Raw genomic sequence first — 20,531 nt, forward strand, 5'->3', positions numbered from 1 at the left:
GCATTAATAAATAAAGTATGATGATAAAATAACCACCATGTTAATCAGGAGTCGTATGTATTCCTGTACAGCCAACATAGTGGTTATTTTCATTTTAAAAATCATTAATGATTCACTTCTTTACCACTTAATAACAGACTGGGTAAAAAAATTGCAAGTGCTAGCCAAGCCAACCAAGTAAAGCCACGTTGTAAAGCTAGTGCATATAAATGTTGGGCAAGAGCAGGGTGAGTAGCAATTGCTTTTTGTTGTTGTGTCAATAGTTGTGTTAATTCACTAGCCACTACCATAGAAACCAGTGACGTGCCATACGCACCACCGACATTTTGGAAAATACGAGTGCCAATCGTAGCTTCGGGAACGTCTTTTTTTGGCATGCCGGTATACGCATCAGTCATCAATGGCATAAAGACAGTATTAATGCCAATACCACTGATAAAGAGTATACCGCTAATTAGCCACATGCTTGTTGTCTCATCAACCTGTGTTAATGCTACTAATCCGGTAACAACCAAGATTAAGCTACTAAATACTAGGTTCCGCATGCCCATTTTGTCCATTAGTCTGCCAGTCAAGGGACGCGCTAAGAACATACCAATCCCTTGTGGAATTAAAGCGTAAGATGCATCTAAAGCACTAAATCCGCGTGCTGATTGAAAATAGGTTGTTAGGAGTAATGATGTGCCATTCATAACGATGGCCGCTAAAATTAGGCCAACCGTTCCGCCGACATATGAACGGAACTTGAATAAATGTAGTGGCAAAACAGCGTTTTCTTTGTGGATATAAGCCCAGAAGAGGTAGAGAATAAATAGTACAATGCCAAGTATAATAAAGGGTTCAGTATTTGCGTTCCAAAGTGTCTTGTTAGCCTTAACAACGGCGTAAATTAATGCAGTTGCAAAGCCACCAACTAACAATGTGCCGACTAAGTCAAATGGCTTTTTAGTATTTTGCGCTGGCATGCTAGGTAATTTCAAGAAAATACCAATAATTGCTATCAAGCTGACAGGCACGTTTACCCAAAATATCCCTTCCCAAGATGCAGAGTTCATAATAAGACCACCAATGATTGGTCCAAAAAGAGGCCCTAACATGATTGGTAAACCAACTATGATCATGAGCTTTCGAAAATAAGGGCCAGATTGTTGCACAAGCAAGGTTGTTAACATAGGGATCAATAATCCTGCACCAAATCCTTGCAAAACACGTGCAGCAATTAACCAATTCAAATTAGGAGATAAAGCTGCCAGCACTGATCCAAATAAGAAAATGAATTGTGCCCACAAATAAGCTAGGCGCCCATCGTAACGATTTAATAACCACCCGGAAAATGGAATTGCAACACCCATGGTGAGCAAATAGGCACTAGCAATCCACTGAACATGGGATAGCGTGCTATGAAAAGTTGTGACCAAATGCGGAATTGCAATATTGACCATTGTGCCATCTAACATAGGTGCAATTGCACCTAAAACAAGAATCCATGCCATTGTCATGAGATTTTGTGGGACTTTGTTTTTTTTCTGGTTCGACATAAGTATCTCCTTTTTAAGTACAATGTGTACGTTAAATATAATACTATTAGTCCCTATAATGGTCAATTTTTTTAAGGTTCACAAGGTGCAATGCGTACCTTAAATATGTTAAAATATAGGTATGATGAAAACTAGAAGACGCGGGGACCACCTCGAAGAGACAATTTATAACGCAACACTGATTATTTTGGAACGTGATGGTTATGCTAAAACAACTTTTGCGCAAATTGCGCGTGAAGCCAAAACAAGCCGAACTGTTTTGTATCGTCGATGGGATACCGTTTTTGAGTTAATTCATGATGCGATTACACAACAAAATATTCAACCTAATTGGGATACCGTTGTAATTGATACCGGTAGTTTACGTGGTGATTTAATTGCTTTAGCGCGATTTTTTCAATCGAATAGTTCTCAAATCAATGATGAATTTATACGAGCTGCCGTGACAGAATTTAGTTTAGGTTCAACAACTGCTCGGCGAATTATGGCACAGGCACAACGAAAAAATCTAAGCTTAGTAGGTAATGCTGTCAGGCTTGCGATTCAAAGAAACGAGTTGCAAAAAATACCAAGCGACCGCGTTCAACTATTATTATTTGAAGTACTACGTTACCATGGCATTCTAATCCGAGAAGCAGCACCACAAGATATTATTGCTATCATTGATGAAATTATCTTACCAGCATTTTTTGCCGGCGGTCGTGTATAAAATAATCGAATATCAATAAAAAAGGCGACATGCGTTAAGCATGCCGTCACTTAATATGGTACACATCTCTAATTAAGACGTTAATAGTTAAAAGATTATCATTATTATTTTTGACGGTGACTCGAAAAAGATAATTTAACTAATGATGCAGTAAACAGGCCACTAGTCAGCACGTAAAATGAAGACACCAATAAGTTACTATCTAGCGGTCCGGCAAGCACAGCATCTATTAGTAGAATTGTTTCAGTTAAAAATAAGATACCAGAAATTATGAAAATGATTGTCCAAGCTATTTTATACATGGGTGCCTATCTTCCTTTTTTTAATTGCAATGATTGCTCATCGTTGGATGGCTGAATAGTGTGAAATAATATATATGTTAATTATACCGGATATTTTTGAGCCTAGCATTAACAGATCTTGTTTGGCTAATCTCAGGTTAGGGGTTTTATTGCGTTTGAATTATGCCTTTAACAATAATAAACCAATAAAGACAAATATAATGAGGAATATGATATTAAGCAGTGTGAACTGTTTAAAAAATTGAAAACTTGTGTGGTTGTGACTATTAATAGTGTACTGTCTTAGAGCTAGTAAATTTGCTAATGAAGCGACGAGTGTACCAAGCCCACCTATTGTCACACCGAGAAACACAGCATAAACATTGTGCGTAAATTTTGAGAGCAACACCGCAGCTGGTACGTTGCTGATAACTTGACTAATAATAGTGCTAGTTATAAACGTTGACCTGTTATTCTGTGTGTAAATGGATAGTAAGTCATGAACAAAAGTAAGTCGACTAATGGCGCCAACAATTATAAAAAAGTTTATAATTGTTAAAATGATGCCGTAGTCAATTTTTTCAAATACGTTACGTGATAATATTAAGGCGCTCGCTATACTAACAAATAAAGATATTGCCACAGGAATAAGAGATAATATGCCTAGTAAGACAATCATACTTGCTAAAAACAATAAACTAGCTTGCTGCCAGTTAATGCGGTGTGTGTTTTGAAAAGCTACTTTTACATTTTTGTTTTTTATACATAAGGGGATGAGGCATAACGTTACCAGTGATATAAGTCCTAGTGGCATGGACATGCTCAAAAATGATAAGATGTTCAATTTATAAAAGGACATCATATAAATGTTTTGTGGATTGCCAAACGGAGTAATAGAACTACCTAAATTTGCATAGATTACTAACATGCTGATGGTTAAAATTGGCGGCAATGCCATGTATTTTCTAATGCTGAAAAATATAGGAATCAATGTTAATATAGCAACATCATTAGTGAATAGCATTGAACCAAAATAGGAGCAAAGTAACAAAACCAGAAATACAAGTCGAGTGCCATGACACTTTGAAACAATGTAGTCAGCTAATAATTTAAGGATACCTAATTCGTGATACAGTGCAACGATGATTAGCAAGGACGATAAGGATAAAATGGTTTTAGCATCAATATCTGATGTTTTAACTGTGCCAAATATTAAAGAGAAGGCTGATAACATGACAGTGATCAAAAATGTAGGGTCAGTCAAAACACGTTTTATCGGATTAAACATATGGGTGGGTTACTTTCTGCAAGATTATGTGCTTTAACGTATCTGAATTGTGGCGCTTTGTGGTTTGTTTTATAATTAACTATATAATCATTTAATTATGTCAGATACAAAAGACTAACAAACCATGGTTTGTTACATGGGAGATGATAAGGATGGGAATAGACGATGCAACAAAGATTAACAGTTGACGCACCTGTAACACACATTTATTTTGTACGCCATGCTTTGCCTGATTATTCTTGGTTAGATGACCGGCATATGCCATTAACAACAGAAGGAGAAGCTGACGCCTTGAAAGTGATGCATGTACTGAAGGATGTCAATTTTGATTTTTGTATTTCGAGCCCTTATAAACGAACGCGCCAAACGATTGCACCTGTCGTTAGGGAAAGTAATCTAATTGTTCACGTAGATGAAAGACTTAAAGAACGCGTGCGAGGTATACTAGGAAATAGTGGTACAGAATTACAAATAAGACGCTGGAATAACTTCGATTTCCATGAAAAAGATGGCGAATCGATGACTAGTTTACAACAAAGAAATATGGCTGCATTATTAGAAGTATTAAATTATCATAGCGGTGAGAATATTTTATTTTCAACTCATGGTGCGGCCCTAAGTGCTATTTTGAATTTTTATGATCCAAGCTTTACTTATAAAGATTTTAAAAGAATCGAAAAATTTACACCCTACATTTTACGGCTTACATTTGATAACGCAAATCAAATTGTTGCAAAAAAAGAACTTTTAATCATAGACAAATCAAGAAATTAATATCAGACTGTACTAACCTACTTTGTTTGTACCCCAAACCTTAGCATAAAATCGTCAAGTATGCGGGGAGATAGAAAATATTTTTGCCACATCATCTATTGCATACATGTTATTGCTCCTTGACTGATAGTTACTATCATGCAGTATAGTTAACATATTAATCGATTAGAGGAGAATTTACAATGTTTAAAGATGTTTGGTTTGTTACAGGTGCTTCAACAGGTCTAGGTAAAGCATTAGTTAAGTATTTATTGACACAAAATTGCAAGGTAGTCGCAACTTCAAGAAATCCTGAGAATATTAAAAACCTAAAATCAATGTCTGGACATCAACCTGGGGATCCGAGCAAGGCAGCGAAAGTGATTTAAAGAAAACTATTCACGAACTATTTCGACAGATTATGAATAACACGATATACTTGCCGGTGATGCTAAAAAGAACGGATTAACAAAAACTGTTAATTCGTTCTTTTTCTGTGCGAACTGGCACGATTATGTTAAAAGTATTGGAAATTAAGTATAATAATATAATAGAAGTTCTTAAAAATAACCATGACAGACAATGAAAAAGGTGAGAATATGTTATATGAAATACGGCGTGCTACGCCAAACGATAACTTGGCTATTGGAACGTTTTATGAGGAATCTTTACCATACATCGATCCGATTCAGACAAGCTGGGTACCAGGAATATATCCTAATATTTCAGATGCCTTAGCTGCAATATCAAAAGACGAATTTTTTATTTGTTTAGATGAGGCAGGGGCTGTGATTGGCTCCGTTATACTTAATACGGCTTCGCAAGAAGCGTATCAGACTTTAAACTGGTCGAAAAGTAGTGATGAGTCTGATCAAAAGAATTTGGTGGTTCACACTTTAATCACACATCCGAAAAGGCTCAAAAAGGGGATTGCTAGTCAAATCATTGCTTTTATTAAAACATTTGCGGTAGCAAATAACATGCGCACAATACAATTAGATACATTAGTTGATAATATACCAGCTCGTAGATTGTACGAAAAAAATGAATTTGTATATATTGGACGACGAAATTTACCTAGTTTTGATAACCAAGGAATAGATGATTGTGTCTTTTACGAATTTGAAATAATCAAGGCGTGAATTTAATATGTTAAGAAGAGAAAATTTAAATGACATGGCACAAATAGTCGGTTATTCCGTTCCTAATTGGACAACTCGGCCATTTCCAGATAAAAAAACGCATACAGGTCAATATTGTATATTGCAAGAAATTAATAAAAAGGTTCATTTTGATGATTTGTATCGTTTTTTTGGTCCAGAAGGTGACCAGACAACGTGGACTTATTTATCATTAGAGCACTTTGAAAATCGTGATACATTTTGGGATTATCTGACTAAAATAGCGCATGAAAAACAGTCGATTTATTATGCTATTTTAGATAAATCAACTAAAAAAGTATTAGGAAGCTTTGCGTTAGTTGCGATTGATCAAGAAAATGGGAGTCTTGAAGTTGGTTATGTTATTTATTCAGAATTAATGAAAAAAACAAAAATCGCCACTGAGGCACAGTTTCTTTTGATGCAGTACGTATTTGATCAATTGGGATATCGTAGATATGTTTGGATGTGTGATAACTGTAATGAAGCATCCAAGCATGCTGCTACACGCTTGGGATTTTCTTTCGAAGGTATTTTTAGGAATATGTGGGTATACAAAAATAGAAATAGAGATACCGCTTGGTTTTCGATTACTGATTATGAATGGCCTAGTATTAAAAACAGGATGGAAAAGTGGCTCAACAAATCTAATTTTGATAACGAAGGCATTCAAAAAAATAAGTTGACCGAGATGTAATTGATCATCTATACAAGCATAGAACAAGTTACTGATATACTCACTGAGGTGTTGCTAATATTTTACATGTGATATGCCAGTTGATGATATTTTAAATTTGTCACCAAACATAAGCCTTAATTTAAATAATCTAGCCTGTCTTAGTGAAGTTACTGCCGTTTTTCGGTTGGTTAAGTTACTAAGTTTTTTTTACGTGTTGATTATCATGTATAGTAGCATTTTTCGTTCTAAGCTGACAGTCTTTTTGCTTTAAATTAAGAAATAGGCATTTTATTAAAAACCACAATACTGCCTTTATCATATCTGTGACGTGTATGAGAATATTCAAATATACGTCCGTCTGTTAAACTAATCGTTTGAGAAACTTGCAAAACAGGATCATCATTCCGGCAATTGAGATAAGAAACATCGTCATTATTGGCTTTATCAGCACTAATTCGGCGTACTGCACTACCTATTTCTAAATGTAATTCGTTTTTAATAAATGAAAAAATAGAACCTGTTGCCACTTCTTCAGTTAGATTTGTAATAACAGACAAAGGCATTATAGATTTTGTCAGCTCATACGGTTCGTTGTCAAGAAATCTTAGCCGATATATATCATAAACAGGAACAGTTTCAGAAGTATTTAATTTTTTGCTCTCCTCTGGTGTCGGCAACCGGATTTCAAAATGTAAGACTTTAGTTGAGACCTTTGCTTTTCCTGAAAAAAGTTGAGTTGTGCCGCCATACTGAGATGAAATAATATCTAGAGCCGAGGAATAGGTGGGAGAAACAAATGTGCCACTGCCTTGTCTTCTAATAATTAAATTATCATTAAATAGCATGTCCAGTGATTTTTGTATAGTGACACGTGACGTATTGAATTCGTTTGCTAATTCCGCTTGTCTAGGCAATGCCTCGCCAGGTTGATAATCCCCATTCTCAATTTTTTGTCTTATTTTTTTGGCAATTTGCTGATATAAACTCATTTTAGGGATCCTTTTAAAATTACTTAATCAACACTATAATAACACATAATTTTAATATATACACGTATTTTAAATATGTAAATTTAAATTATAAATTTGTATTGACAAATAATAAAATCGAGAGATAATACATGTATAGAGACAATGAAGATGGTTTTTGGAAAGGAAAAGTGTGCTATGAAAAAAGAACCTTTTTTATGGGGAAATTCGGTCTCCAGTATGCAAACTGAGGGTGCTTGGAATGAGGGCGGTAAAGGTCTTTCGGTATATGATATAAAGGAAGCTGGTGAGGAAAGTAGCGATTGGAAGGTTGCAATCGACGAGTATCATAGATATCAAGAAGATTTTGATTTAATGAAGAACGCTGGGATGAATTGTTATCGATTTCAAATTTCGTGGTCACGTATAATTCCTGATGGTGATGGCAAGATTAATGAGGAAGGGTTGCGGTACTACAGTAATTTTATTAACAACTTGAACAAATCGGGTATCATACCAATTGTTTGTCTATATCACTTTGATATGCCATTGTCATTATCAAAAAAATATAATGGTTTAATTAATGATCATGTTAGAGATGCATTTATTAGATTCTCAAAAATAGTGATCAAACATTTTTCCGATAAAGTGAAGTATTGGATACCGTTTAATGAACAAAACTGTATGACATTTGAAGAAGGATTTCAAAATTCTGGTTATATTTTTGGACCGAAAAGCATTAAAGAACTATATAAAATATCAGCAAATACTTTAATTGCTTATTCAGAAATCGCTGATTATATACATCATTTCCCTGATATGAACGTTGGTGGCATGGTAGCTTATCAAGAAATGTATCCCGCTTCAACTGACCCAGAAGATAATATGTATGCTCGTAAAGCGATGGCGTTTATTAATGAAGATTACCTAACCTTTTTTGCAACAGGCAAACGTTCCCCTGAAGTTATTCAATATATGAAACAGAATGATCTACAATTTCTTAACGATGAGATTACGTTGTCTTTGTTAAAGCATCCAAATATGAAGAGCGATTTCCTAGCTTTCAGTTATTATTATAGTTTAGTTATCGATAGTAAATTAATTGATAAAAATGATGCGCCCAACGCGTATATGGCTAAAGGACGTATCCCAAACGAGATGCTACCAACATCAGAATTTGGATGGCAAATAGATCCCGTCGGTTTTCGAAATACAATTACTAAAATGTACAATCGTTTTGGGTTGCCAATTCTACCAGCGGAAAATGGTATAGGTGCACGTGAATATTGGAATGGTAAAGATCAAATAATCGATGATTACCGAATTGAATATCATAAAAATCATATCAATCAAATGCTTAAAGCGATACACATTGATGGTGCAAATATTATAGGTTATCTAGGGTGGGGCTTGATTGATATACCAAGTTCAAAGGGAAATGTCGAAAAAAGATATGGACTAGTCTATGTTAACCGCGATAATCATAATATCAAAGACCTTAAACGTGTGCCTAAAAAAAGTTATTTTTGGTTTAAAAAATTTATTCAAGAAAAAAACATTGAGTTGAGTAAGGAGGAAAATTATTATGACACATAAAGGTATTTGGCAACAATTTATTGATCATTTTACACGCATTTCAATAAAAATAGGCAATCAAATTCACTTAAGGTCATTAAGAGATGCATTTGCCATGGTTATGCCGTTATTTATTCTTGCTGGTTTAGGTGTTTTAATCAATAACGTTTTTTTTCCACTATTCTTAAAAAGCACGACATTGATTAATTTTCAAACATTTGGTAATTTAATTGTTAATGGCACATTAAATATTGCGGGACTAATTATTGCACCGGTTATTGGTTACTGTTTAGCTCGTAATCGACACTACAAAAATCCACTAGGTGCAGCTATTGTGTCTCTCGCAGGGTTGATTGTTGTTATGCCTACAACACTACAAGCGTTACCAGTTGCGGGAAAACATACAGTTGAGATTACTGGGTTTTTATCCTATAGTAATATTGGTGTTACTGGCATGTTTGCGGGTATTATTGTTGGGCTAGTTGCATCTGAGCTGTTCATTAAATTGTCTAAAATAGAGAAAATAAAAATTAATTTAGGCGAAAATGTGCCACCAGCTGTCAGTGATTCATTTCTGACGTTAATTCCGACAATAGCCGTCATAGCATTATTAGCTATTATTTCAGCCATTTTATTTGTTGGATTCCATACCGATTTGATTAAGTTAATTACAACCATTATTCAAGAACCGTTGCGCAAAGTTAATACAAGTTTACCAGGTTTTCTACTGATTTATACAGTAGGGAACTTACTGTTTGGCTTTGGTATTCATCAAGCTGTCATAAATGGGACATTATTAGATCCTGTGTTATTAATTAATACTAATAAAAATATGCAAGCTTTTGCATCAGGAGAACATGTGCCCTATATCATTACCAGTGTTTTTAGAGATACATTTGGGATGATGGGCGGAACAGGAAGTACAATTTGTTTGTTGGTGGCGACCTTTATGTTTTCTCGAATAAAACCTAGCCGAGAAGTGGCCAAGTTATCGATTGTTCCAGGAATTTTTAATATAAATGAACCAGTAATCTATGGGTATCCAATTGTTTTTAATATTCCTTTACTTATTCCATTCGTTCTTACACCGGTCATATCATTGCTTATCGCTTATGCCGCTACTGTTTTAGGATTCATGAACAGAACTGTTGTTTTAGTACCATGGACCACACCGCCCTTAATCAATGGCTTTTTGGCTACCGGAGGTGACTGGCGTGCAGTTGTTGTCCAATTAATAAGCTTCACGGTGGGCGTACTTTTCTATATTCCATTTATGAAAATCAGTGAACAGGTCATATTAAGGCAGCAAAAAAATTAACAAATGAGGAGATATAATCTAATGTCAAAGAAAACAATTATGCTGTGTTGTGTTGCCGGCATGAGTACCAGCTTATTAGTGAATAAAATGAAAAAAGCGGCTGACGCGGCTGGCATAGAAGTAAACATATTTGCTACTTCAGTGTCTGGATTTGATGAAGAAATTAACAGCAAAAAAATTGACTGTGTACTGCTTGGCCCCCAAGTGAGTTATATGGAAAACGAACTTAGAGATAAGCTAGGAAATCAAGACATACCTTTACGTGTGATTAGTATGGCAGATTATGGCATGATGAATGGTCAAAAAGTACTCAAAGAAGCAGTCGAATTAATGCAATAATGTCGTTAAAATATGTAAACGCTTACTAATGTAGAAATGTACAAAATCTCAGTCATTTTTGGCTGGGATTTTTTGGTAAACAATATCAATCTTGAATTCGATGGATAAAGCATTTGTTTAACAGAACAAAAAGAATTTCTAGATTTTAAAGTGCTTTTTTAAAAAAGCGATGACATGTTGTTTATTAATGTTAACACTGCTTTTCAACCAACAGCTAAATATAGCTACAGTTGTATTAAACAATAATTCTATCTCAGCCGGATCATTCACGTCGATATTCATTGTGGTGTCTATTTTTGTGACTTTCAATCGATTGAGCAAAAACTTTTGTAATGTGATATTAAATTTAGCGATGGAAGCAACGCAATGTTGAAAGAGACCTAAATTAGTATCAATTACCTCTAAAATATTGTTAATTTCCGCATCTAAACTTTTAAATTCTGAAGGTTGTGTAGACGAATCAAATTTATATTCTAAAAATTCATTGAGGAGTTCGTCTACATGATGCCATGATGCAATCTGTGAGCCAAGTCGGCTCAGCAATCACTGTTTCAGGATTGACAGTGATTGGTGGTTTTGCGGCTATTATATTCGTTAGTTTTCCGGTATTGAGTTCTTTTGGACTGATTACAGTTTTAGATACGGCATACTCGTTGGTGGCGGAACTGACAATATTACCAGCTACGGTAGCACGAGTTCAAAAGTTCAAAACAAAGTGAATTTGATAATTTGACATGCTTTGTGTCATCGTAGTAAATTACAATAACTTGTACGATTGCACATGATATTATAGTCATGAAGTCAGCACTATAAAAGTAACAAAACACATCACACGAGGTCATCTAATTGGTGTGTTTTGTGATACTAGCGTGTCAATCATATGGATATCTGAGTACAGTACTTCTTTTTTTAACTAAGTATCTTAAAGTAAGCGTTTAATTTGTTATTATGTATCGTGCACGATATAATAAATAACGAGGTGAGAAATTAATGACAAAAAATGAACAGGTGTATGACGAATTATGTTTATCAGTGTATAACACAAATCGTTATTTTCATCATTTATATGGCATTGTCCTGGATAAATATGATTTATCTTATTTACAATATATGTCTTTGCTTGTCATATCTAAAAATAAATCTGTAAAGTTAATGGACATTGGTACAGAATTAGATCTTTCTAGTAATACGTTGACACCGGTCATTGACAGATTGGTCAAAAAATCATGGCTTGTTAAAGTACCCAGTGAAGTAGATCGACGTGTAAAATTTTTGGAAATACCAGCTTCAAAATATCAGTTGTTCGAAAATATTTTGGTAGATATTGCGCGTATTCGTGATAAATTAATACAGTCAAGTACGCGTTCTATCGAATCAATTATTGCCGAAAATGATATTCTAAACAGGGTATTAAAGGAAATAATAGCAGACAATCGGAGGCTTGAAAAATGACTTATGACGTTATCTTTATCGGTAGTGGGCACGCTGCTTGGCATGGTGCCCAAACGTTAGCACGATCAGGTAAAAAAGTAGCTTTGGTGGAAGAAAACAAGGTTGCGGGGACATGTACCAATTTTGGTTGTAACGCTAAAATTTTGTTGGACGGACCAGCTGAAATGATACATCATTTACAGCATTACCATGGTATCGGTATTAACGAAACACCTAATATTATTTGGCCAGAATTAATGGCTTATAAGCATCAAGTGATTGACCCAATGTCAGACAGTTTAGCGCATATGTTATCCGTTGATGGCATTGATATTATCAATGGACATGCAACATTCTTAGATGTCAAAAAAATTACTGTGGCAGATCAAATTTATCAAGCTAAGAACTTTGTTATTGCAACCGGACAACGGCCTGCCAAATTATCAATCACTGGCGCGGAACTATTGCATGATAGTACAGATTTCTTAGATTTACCCGATATGCCAAAATCAATCCTATTTATTGGTGCTGGTTATATCGCAATGGAGTTTGCTGCAATTGCGCAAGCTGCTGGAAGCAAGGTGACAGTCGTTGAGTATGGAGATCGTGCATTAACTGGGTTTGATACTGCGTATGCTCAAAACGTAGTTGATGACATGACACAAGGTGGTATTCAATTTTCTTTTAATCACGCAGTGTCTAGCGTATCACGTCTTGAAAATAATCAGTTTCAAGTGGCAACGACCCAAGGGCAAACATATCGTGTTGATTACGTTATGGACACAACTGGCCGCGTTCCCAATATTGAATCGTTAGGCTTAGACGGTATTAATGTTTTGTACGATAAACAAGGCGTTTTGGTTAATGATCATTTGCAAACTTCTGTTACCAATATTTATGCTAGCGGTGACGTGATATCAAAGTCAATTGCACGTCTGACCCCAACTGCAACATTTGAATCAAATTATATTGCTAGTCTGCTTTTGGGCGCCAAAGCGCCAATCAATTATCCAGTTGTACCTACCATTGCTTTTACATTACCTCGTGTAGCACAAATAGGTGTGACGGTTGATCAAGCAAATCAAGATGTAAATCTACAAGTTCATGAAATACCTTATGGCCAACTTATGCGCTTCCAAACGTTAAATGATGCTCATGCAGCCATAAAAATTGTGGTCAATAAAAACAAACGACTTGTTGGGGCAGCCTTGATTGGTGATTTTGCGCCAGAAGTTATTAATGCACTTGTCCCTGTGATTAATAAGTCATACACTAGCAAAGATATTGAATCACAAATTTTTGCGTTTCCAACCCATTCGGGCATTGTACTACCACTGATCGCTAATTATTTAGCTTAATAAGGGAGAGACGCTATGAAAGCAGCTGTAATTAACCATTATGGTGATCGAAACGAACTCGAGGTTATCGACACAAGAATGCCTGAAATTCAAGCAGATGAAGTGTTAGTAGAAAATCATGCAACCAGTATTAATCCAATTGACTATAAAGCGCGGCAAGGGTTACTAAAGCCTATGTTCCAATGGCAATTTCCAGTTATTTTGGGCTGGGATCTTGCAGGGACAATTGTTTCTGTTGGTGAGCAGGTAAAGGGATTTGAAGTTGGCGATGCTATTTTTGCTCGACCAGATATTGATAACCTAGGCGCGAATGGCGCTTATGCAGAGTACACAGCTGTTAAGGCTGACAAGCTAGCACATAAGCCAAGTAATATTAGTTTTGAAGAAGCTGCTGCTGTACCATTAGCTGCCTTGACAGCCTTACAGATGCTTCGGCAACTCAAATTATTGTCAAATCAGAAAATATTGATTCAAGCTGGTGCTGGCGGTGTTGGCATTTATGCCATTCAACTAGCTAAAATGATGGGTGCCTATGTAGCAACAACAGCTGGACAAGTCAACCACGAATTCGTGAAATCATTAGGTGCTGATTTAGTAATCGATTATCATGAATACAATATCCAAGATGTCCTGTCAGACTTTGATGCTGTTTTAGATACCGTAGGGGACGTTGATGGCGGTATCGCTATTCTTAAACCTGGGGGTCATTTTGTTACCATTTCCACTACTTTAACTGATCAACAAAAAAACATCTCAAATAAAACCGTGATGTCTGGTTGGTTAACCCCCAATGGTCGGGACTTAGAAACTTTGGCAATCGACATCGCAAACGAGGACCTGAAAATTGTCGTGGACTCAATTTATCCACTCACAACAGAAGGTATTCGCCAAGCACATGAACGTAGCGAAACCCACCATGCTCGAGGAAAAGTTGTAGTCACTATTAAACCATGAGGTCAAGCAACATTTTGACAAGACTGTCAAAATAAGTTATACTCAATAAATCAATTAAACAGTAAACTAGGGGCGCCCAACGGCTGAGAAGTACCCTTTGAACCTGAGATGGATAATACCAGCGGAGGAAAGTAATTTGTGATGCAACATTAACTTGCTTGCAACGCCTATTGAATCCAATTTTTTGGAGCACTTTTGTCCGCCGGCAAGAGTGCTTTTTTCGCGGAGGTGAAGCATGGATTTAACAAAAGTTAATCAACAAATTGAGTCACGACAAGACGAGTTATTAGATTTGATAAAAAATCTGGTTGCTTTCGAAACACCAGCACCACCAGCGCGAAATACGCGTGAAGCACAAAATTTTGTCGCTGATTTTTTAAGCGCTTTGGACTTTGATATTGATCAATGGGCATTATATGATAATGATGATATTGTGGTTGGAACCAAGGTTGGCGATCCAGCATATCAAAGTTTGATCATTAACGGGCACATGGATGTTGCAGCGTTAAATCCTGATGAAAGCTGGACTTTTACACCTTTTGAAGCTGTCGTTCGTGATGATCGAATCATTGGACGTGGTGTATCAGATATGAAAGGTGGACTTGCGGCTGCATTATTTGCTTTAAAAATTTTGCATGATGAAAATATCGTTTTGCCAGGACAACTGTTTTTTGAATCCGTGATTGGAGAAGAAGTCGGCGAGGCTGGAACGAAATCAACAATTGAACATGGCTACTCAGCAGACTTTGCACTTGTAACCGATTCAAGTGATTTAGAGATTCAAGGACAAGGTGGTGTTATTACAGGCTGGGTGACAATCAAAAGCGATAAAACTTACCATGATGGTTTACGCCGTGAAATGATTCATGCTGGTGGCGGGTTAAGGGCGGCGAGTGCGATTGAAAAAATGGCCAAGTTAATCATTGGTTTGCAGGAATTAGAACGTGATTGGGCAGTCAATAAAATTTATCCTGGCTTTCCTGCTGGTACGAATACGATTAATCCTGCAGTAATTGAAGGGGGACGAAATGCAGCATTTATCGCTGACGAAGCACGCCTATGGCTAACAGTTCACTTTTATCCAAATGAAACCTACCAATCTGTCACACAAGAAATTGAATCATTTGTAACCCGCTTAGCACAAGCAGACCCATGGTTACGGGATCATTTACCCACCTTTGAATGGGGTGGTAGTTCAATGATTGAAGATCGAGGCGAAATTTTCCCTGCTTTAGAGGTGGATGAAAAACATCCTGCAGTTCAAACATTACGCAACGCACACTTAGCTGCCTTTAAAAATAAAACAAGCGTTTCTGTTTCAACAAGTGTAACAGATGGTGGCTGGTTTGGTGATGCTCATATTCCTGCTGCCATATATGGACCAGGTGATTTGCGTCATGCGCACGCAGTTGATGAAAGTATTTCAGTTACGCGTTTAGTGCAATATAGTCAATCTTTAGCACAGTTTATTGTAGACTGGACACATACTAAGAAGGGGTAAAAATGGGATTTAGTCAAGAAATTATAACAGACATTGACAACATTTGGCAAGCTAATCTAAAACATCCATTTGTGCAAGAAATTGGCGCAGGTACTTTGCCAGTCCAAAAATTTAAATACTATATGATACAAGATTATGTGTATCTGATAGACTATGCTAAAATATTTGCCTTAGGTGTCCTTAAAAGTACTGATTTGCAAACAATGACACAGTTTGCAAATATACTACAGTCAACTTTAACTGAAGAAATGTCATTGCATCGACAATATGCTGCCCAATTTAACATTAGTGAAGAAACATTAACATCTGCAGAGCCTGCACCCACAACATTGGCATACACAAATTATTTATTATCAGTTGCTCAGACTGGCGGTCAAGCTGAACTTTTGGCTGCACTTCTGCCTTGCATGTGGGGATATGAAGCAATTGGGAAAAGTTTAGCCCATTCACCAGGTGCCAAACATGCGCTATACGGCGAATGGATTGCGATGTATAGTTCATCTGATTTTAGTGCATTGACTGAATGGCTGATTCAAGAATTTGACAAGATAACAGCACAACAGACAAACATGCAACGTACGAATTTAACGAACATTTTTAAAAATGCTTTGCGATACGAAGTACTTTTTTGGGAAATGGCTTATCAAGAAGAAAAGTGGTTGGTTTGATTTTTTTAGTTGAACTGAACCCCAAAAATTGGAGTGACGTTCAAGTACTGCTTTTAACTATTTTTATTAACAGAATGCTGGGATAATGCGTGTATCTAAGAAAAATATAACCTAGCAAAAGGGTATTTAAGAATAAAAACTAATCCACCTAAAAATAAATATTTTAATTACGATAATTAATAGTTCACATGAAAAAATTGTCAATAGCTTGGCTATACCGATTTTACGCTGTTTAGTATGTCCGACGTAATTTCCTGAGCAAAAAAACAACGACTTAGCGTATTAAACGCGACTAAACCAGATTTCGATCAGCGATATTATTCAAACTTAGAAGGGATAACAATTTGTTTTATGTATTCAGGTTGTTTTTCTGAAATCTGTGTCATTAAAATTTCAGCCGCTGTGGCACCCATCAAAAACGGTGATTGTTGAATAAATTTATAATTTGGTGCCAAATATTTTGGTATATTAGTGTCAATAAAGCCCGTTATTCTTTGAGGCATCTGTGGTGCATTCAAAACGTCGCTATTGGCCAATAATTGAATTAAAAGTCGTTCTTTGAGTACAAACAAAAGGTTTTTTGGATTGCTTATATCTAGGTCGTTGGATAACCCAGAAAAATCAAGATGTTCAGAATCCACCTCAATGAGTTGTGAATGATCAAAGACAGAGCGTATACCAGCAACTCTTTCGACACGAGTTGAAATATGATTAATTGGTTCAGTAATGATGGTCACTTTATTGAAGCCTGTATCTAAAAAATTTTCCATTGCAAATTTTGTGACTTGAAAATTATTTGTGGTGACAGTGCTTAATTTGCCATTACCAATATCGCGGTCAATTAACACAACTGGTACACCGTCATTGGTGAATTTTTCAATTAAATTGTGGTCAGTTGATACTGGTTGTAAAACCAATCCAGCAAATTTTTGATTGTAAACAGTTTCTAGAAGAGCAGATTCAGTAGCCGTATCTGAGTTTGAATCAAAAAGCACACCAATAAAACCTTGTACGCTTAAAATAGAGACAATGCCCTTAAAATATTCTGAAGAAAAGTATTCATCAATATTTGAGGCAAGAACAGCGACTAGATTTGATTTTTGTTTTGCCAATTGCACAGCAGCAGCATTTCTGGTATAAGCAGTTTCTTCAATTATTTTTTTTAATTTTGCTGCGGTTTTCTCAGACATTTGGTTCAGCTGGCCATTAAGATAGCGGCTAACTGTAGCGGTTGAAACGCCTGCCTTAGTGGCAACGTCGACGATAGTTAATTTTTTATTTTTATCCATGTATTAGGCCTATTGTTTGAATTTAAAGGCTCAGTGTTTTAGGTATATACTAGAACGCTGAGCCTTTTTTATTATAGCATTTGAATAGAAGTGTAACTCATTTGTGTGCGTCTGTTTGTGTTAATTGTGAAACAATTATCTTAATAAATAACCACCATCGACTGGTAGTGTGACACCCGTAATATAATTAGAAGCATTGCTAGCCAAAAATACAACGGTTCCCATAAGTTCTTTGGGATCTGCCCAGTGCCCAGCTGGAATATGTTGAAGGATTTCCTTGTTCCTCGTTTCATTTTCTTGGAGTGCCTTGGTCATTGGTGTATTAATGTATCCGGGGGCAATCGCGTTGACTTGAATATTGTCAACGGCTAACGCGTCTGCATATGCTTTAGTTAAACCAATGACACCATGCTTACTTGCAGTATAGGGGAAAATAAACTTGCCCGCGCGATAAGATTGCATAGATCCAATATTGATGATTTTTCCACCACCGTTTTCAGACATTAATAGCGCCATTGCTTTGGAAATATGATAAACAGCATTTAAGTTTAAATCCAGCACTGCATCCCAATCCGCATCTGGAAATTCTTGCCATTCGTGTCGCTTTTGCATGCCCGCGTTATTAACGAGAATATCTAATGTTTGACTACTGCTTTTTATAAAATTAGTTATCTGATCTGCTGCATCTTTTTGTGTGATATCTAATTGAAGAAAGTCAATTGTTTGCCCATAGGATTCAACGATTGCTTTTGTTTCATCCCAACCTGTTTTGGTATAAGAAACTACCAAAATATTAGCACCAACTGAACTTAACGCTTGGGAATAGTACCGTCCAAGACCAGACGCACCACCTGTAATTAAGGCTGTCTTACCAGTGAGACTGAAAGTGTTAAGTGAAAAATCTAATGTTGTCATACTTTTTCTCCGTTATCTTAATTTCAGTTATTTACGTAAGCGGTTACGTATACATGTATACTACGCTTATAAAAACAAATAATCAAGTATCGACTTTTTAAAAGAAAACGCTTACAATGTATTTATAACGTAAGCGTTTACGTTTAAAGGGACAGGACTATTTCTGTCGTTAGAAAGGAAAAAACGATGACATTAAATTGGGCAATAATTGGTACTGGAACGATAGCTAATGAAATGGCGTCCGCGTTATTGAAGAATGGCAAGCACATTGAGGGCGTGTTTGGGCGACACTTTGAGAAAACACAACAGTTCGCTGAAAAATATCATATCAGAAAACAATTTAGAACCTTAGATGACCTACTTTCAAATAAATTGATTGATGCAATTTATATTGCGACCCCACATAATACGCATTTTGAGATAGCGAAACAGGCTTTATTACAGGGTAAACATGTATTGGCAGAAAAGGCGATGACGGTTAATAAAGCTGAACTAACTGAGCTTTATCGTATAGCTCGCGATCATAACATTATAATTATGGAAGCCATGACCTTACTACATATGCCACTAATTAAAAAAATTAAATCATTGGTGGCAATGGGTGAATTAGGTGCCGTCAAAACTATTAATGTTACTTTTGGTAGTCACAAGCCTTATGATGTGACGAATAGATTTTTTAATGCTGATTTAGCAGGTGGCGCGTTACTAGATATTGGCGGCTATGCATTTACCGCAGCGCGTTATTTCATGTCAGAACAACCAAACCAAATTAGCTCTTTCGCAAATTATTTTGAAACAGGTGTTGATGAACAATCAGTCACAATTCTGAGTAATTCAAAAAATGAATTAGCTACTGTTTCTCTATCCATGCAAGCAAAACAACCTAAAGCATTGACTATTTCAGGAACTAAAGGCTATATTCGCGTACGCGATTTTCCACGTGCTCAGGAAGCCACTTGGTATCACACGGAAACAAAAAATACTGAATTGATTAAGGCCGGTGATACACAGGACGCATTAGTCTACGAGGTTGAAGATTTTGAAAAAGTGGTTGAGAGTCCAAGTCAAAGTACGCTTTATAGCAATATGACTGTTGATGTATTTAATATATTTGAAACTGTGCAATCTCAGTGGCAAAAAAAGTAAATACCAAAACTGATATGTAATAGCAAGAATTCGTGCGTTTACGCTGAATGACTAGACCGCTTTTTTGGTCGGGCCATTCAGTGTAAACGCATTTTTATATCATGATGCTTGTGCATAAGTTTTCATGTAAAGAATCTGTTTTGTTTTATATTTTTTTCAAATCACTTGCAATATGGGCGTGGCAGTGTAAAATTAAGGTTGTAATGTAAACGCTTACAATATTTAGGAGGGAATTGTTTTATGGAAAATAAAAAGAAAGAAAAAGCCGCACCACTGCTAACGCAATTTTTAATTTTTAGCTGCATTCTACTCATCGCTAATATTTTATCAATTGGTATATCGTTAGTACTACCAGGATTTCCCGTACCAACACCATTAATTGGGTTAATGTTATTATTCATTGCGCTAGTTAGTGGTGTCGTTAAATTGGAACAAGTGGAAGGCCTGTCGACAAGTTTAATTGGATTGATTGGTTTGTTATTTGTACCTTCGGGTATTTCACTTGCCAGTTCGTTGACTTTATTTAAACAAGAAGGTATTAAAATTGTTGCGGTGGTCATCATCTCAACTGTGGTGCTTTTATTATCAGTTGCGTATACATCACAACTAGTGGCAAAAATTAGTGGTAAAATTCATCATAAATTATAGGTTGTTAGGAGTA

The 20,531-nt window shown here is 36.1% G+C and carries 22 protein-coding genes and 1 riboswitch; of the genes, 16 read left to right on the top strand and 6 right to left on the bottom strand.

From position 1 onward, the window contains the following. Nucleotides 1-104: 104 nt before the first annotated feature. Nucleotides 105-1,538 carry an MDR family MFS transporter gene (locus tag JOD28_RS01905; protein WP_204769226.1) on the bottom strand — a complete coding sequence of 478 codons (1,434 nt, stop codon included), beginning with the start codon at nucleotides 1,536-1,538 and terminating at the stop codon, nucleotides 105-107. 121 nt (nucleotides 1,539-1,659) lie between these two features. Between JOD28_RS01905 and JOD28_RS01910 the strand changes: the two genes are divergently transcribed. After that, nucleotides 1,660-2,247, top strand: coding sequence for a TetR/AcrR family transcriptional regulator (locus JOD28_RS01910; RefSeq protein ID WP_204769227.1), 588 nt, complete (start codon nucleotides 1,660-1,662; stop codon nucleotides 2,245-2,247). Nucleotides 2,248-2,351: 104 nt separating this feature from the next. On the opposite strand, the gene JOD28_RS01915 is transcribed toward JOD28_RS01910, so the two are convergent. Together JOD28_RS01915 and JOD28_RS01920 are read right to left on the bottom strand one after the other, a co-directional pair. Continuing rightward, nucleotides 2,352-2,549, bottom strand: coding sequence for a hypothetical protein (locus tag JOD28_RS01915; protein WP_204769228.1), 198 nt, complete (start codon nucleotides 2,547-2,549; stop codon nucleotides 2,352-2,354). A gap of 160 nt (nucleotides 2,550-2,709) precedes the next feature. Beyond that, nucleotides 2,710-3,816: an SLC13 family permease gene (locus JOD28_RS01920; protein ID WP_204769229.1), complete on the bottom strand. Its 1,107-nt coding sequence runs from the start codon at nucleotides 3,814-3,816 to the stop codon at nucleotides 2,710-2,712. A gap of 165 nt (nucleotides 3,817-3,981) precedes the next feature. On the opposite strand from JOD28_RS01920, the gene JOD28_RS01925 reads away from it, so the two are divergent. The 4 genes from JOD28_RS01925 to JOD28_RS01940 all read left to right on the top strand — a co-directional run bounded on the left by JOD28_RS01925 (nucleotide 3,982) and on the right by JOD28_RS01940 (nucleotide 6,426). Continuing rightward, on the top strand, nucleotides 3,982-4,590 hold the full coding sequence (locus JOD28_RS01925) for a histidine phosphatase family protein (RefSeq protein WP_204769230.1): 609 nt from the start codon (nucleotides 3,982-3,984) through the stop codon (nucleotides 4,588-4,590). Nucleotides 4,591-4,772: 182 nt separating this feature from the next. After that, on the top strand, nucleotides 4,773-4,958 hold the full coding sequence (locus tag JOD28_RS01930; RefSeq protein WP_239531027.1) for an SDR family NAD(P)-dependent oxidoreductase: 186 nt from the start codon (nucleotides 4,773-4,775) through the stop codon (nucleotides 4,956-4,958). A gap of 210 nt (nucleotides 4,959-5,168) precedes the next feature. Further along, nucleotides 5,169-5,711, top strand: a complete 543-nt coding sequence (locus tag JOD28_RS01935) for a GNAT family N-acetyltransferase (RefSeq protein WP_204769231.1) — start codon at nucleotides 5,169-5,171, stop codon at nucleotides 5,709-5,711. A gap of 34 nt (nucleotides 5,712-5,745) precedes the next feature. After that, entirely contained in the window at nucleotides 5,746-6,426 is a 681-nt protein-coding gene (locus JOD28_RS01940) for a GNAT family N-acetyltransferase (protein ID WP_239531029.1), read from the top strand. A 254-nt stretch (nucleotides 6,427-6,680) separates the two neighbouring features. On the opposite strand, the gene JOD28_RS01945 is transcribed toward JOD28_RS01940, so the two are convergent. Continuing rightward, nucleotides 6,681-7,397, bottom strand: coding sequence for a GntR family transcriptional regulator (locus JOD28_RS01945; protein WP_204769233.1), 717 nt, complete (start codon nucleotides 7,395-7,397; stop codon nucleotides 6,681-6,683). A 177-nt stretch (nucleotides 7,398-7,574) separates the two neighbouring features. Between JOD28_RS01945 and JOD28_RS01950 the strand changes: the two genes are divergently transcribed. The 9 genes from JOD28_RS01950 to tenA all read left to right on the top strand — a co-directional run bounded on the left by JOD28_RS01950 (nucleotide 7,575) and on the right by tenA (nucleotide 16,520). After that, nucleotides 7,575-8,972 (top strand): glycoside hydrolase family 1 protein, encoded by a 1,398-nt coding sequence (locus JOD28_RS01950; RefSeq protein ID WP_204769234.1) that lies wholly within the window; start codon nucleotides 7,575-7,577, stop codon nucleotides 8,970-8,972. Next, nucleotides 8,962-10,269: a PTS sugar transporter subunit IIC gene (locus JOD28_RS01955; RefSeq protein WP_204769235.1), complete on the top strand. Its 1,308-nt coding sequence runs from the start codon at nucleotides 8,962-8,964 to the stop codon at nucleotides 10,267-10,269. Before JOD28_RS01950 ends, JOD28_RS01955 begins: the two co-directional genes overlap by 11 nt. Before the next feature lie 21 nt (nucleotides 10,270-10,290). Then, nucleotides 10,291-10,608 carry a PTS sugar transporter subunit IIB gene (locus JOD28_RS01960; protein WP_204769236.1) on the top strand — a complete coding sequence of 106 codons (318 nt, stop codon included), beginning with the start codon at nucleotides 10,291-10,293 and terminating at the stop codon, nucleotides 10,606-10,608. Between the two features lie 509 nt (nucleotides 10,609-11,117). Beyond that, a complete protein-coding gene (locus tag JOD28_RS01965; RefSeq protein ID WP_204769237.1) occupies nucleotides 11,118-11,327 on the top strand; it encodes an MMPL family transporter in 210 nt (69 codons plus the stop codon). 271 nt (nucleotides 11,328-11,598) lie between these two features. After that, entirely contained in the window at nucleotides 11,599-12,060 is a 462-nt protein-coding gene (locus JOD28_RS01970; protein ID WP_204769238.1) for a MarR family winged helix-turn-helix transcriptional regulator, read from the top strand. Then, a complete protein-coding gene (locus tag JOD28_RS01975) occupies nucleotides 12,057-13,397 on the top strand; it encodes a dihydrolipoyl dehydrogenase family protein (protein ID WP_204769239.1) in 1,341 nt (446 codons plus the stop codon). The genes JOD28_RS01970 and JOD28_RS01975 overlap by 4 nt, the downstream gene beginning before the upstream one ends. Before the next feature lie 15 nt (nucleotides 13,398-13,412). Beyond that, on the top strand, nucleotides 13,413-14,351 hold the full coding sequence (locus JOD28_RS01980) for an NADP-dependent oxidoreductase (RefSeq protein WP_204769240.1): 939 nt from the start codon (nucleotides 13,413-13,415) through the stop codon (nucleotides 14,349-14,351). Nucleotides 14,352-14,409: 58 nt separating this feature from the next. Then, nucleotides 14,410-14,498, top strand: a riboswitch (TPP riboswitch). An 88-nt stretch (nucleotides 14,499-14,586) separates the two neighbouring features. Continuing rightward, the gene (locus tag JOD28_RS01985; RefSeq protein ID WP_204769241.1) at nucleotides 14,587-15,852 is read left to right on the top strand and encodes an acetylornithine deacetylase; all 1,266 of its coding nucleotides are present in this window, start codon (nucleotides 14,587-14,589) and stop codon (nucleotides 15,850-15,852) included. Between the two features lie 2 nt (nucleotides 15,853-15,854). Further along, a complete protein-coding gene (tenA, locus tag JOD28_RS01990; RefSeq protein WP_204769242.1) occupies nucleotides 15,855-16,520 on the top strand; it encodes a thiaminase II in 666 nt (221 codons plus the stop codon). A gap of 317 nt (nucleotides 16,521-16,837) precedes the next feature. Here tenA and JOD28_RS01995 read toward each other — a convergent pair whose 3' ends face one another. Both JOD28_RS01995 and JOD28_RS02000 read right to left on the bottom strand, forming a co-directional pair. Then, a complete protein-coding gene (locus tag JOD28_RS01995) occupies nucleotides 16,838-17,809 on the bottom strand; it encodes a LacI family DNA-binding transcriptional regulator (protein WP_204769243.1) in 972 nt (323 codons plus the stop codon). A gap of 135 nt (nucleotides 17,810-17,944) precedes the next feature. Continuing rightward, complete coding sequence (locus JOD28_RS02000) at nucleotides 17,945-18,724, bottom strand: SDR family oxidoreductase (protein WP_204769244.1); 780 nt, start codon at nucleotides 18,722-18,724, stop codon at nucleotides 17,945-17,947. A 186-nt stretch (nucleotides 18,725-18,910) separates the two neighbouring features. On the opposite strand from JOD28_RS02000, the gene JOD28_RS02005 reads away from it, so the two are divergent. Continuing rightward, on the top strand, nucleotides 18,911-19,870 hold the full coding sequence (locus JOD28_RS02005; RefSeq protein ID WP_204769245.1) for a Gfo/Idh/MocA family protein: 960 nt from the start codon (nucleotides 18,911-18,913) through the stop codon (nucleotides 19,868-19,870). 240 nt (nucleotides 19,871-20,110) lie between these two features. Further along, complete coding sequence (locus JOD28_RS02010) at nucleotides 20,111-20,518, top strand: CidA/LrgA family protein (RefSeq protein ID WP_204769246.1); 408 nt, start codon at nucleotides 20,111-20,113, stop codon at nucleotides 20,516-20,518. The last annotated feature ends 13 nt before the right edge of the window (nucleotides 20,519-20,531 follow it).

It is taken from the genome of Leuconostoc rapi (genome assembly GCF_016908715.1).
Classification (GTDB): Bacteria; Bacillota; Bacilli; order Lactobacillales; family Lactobacillaceae; genus Leuconostoc; species Leuconostoc rapi.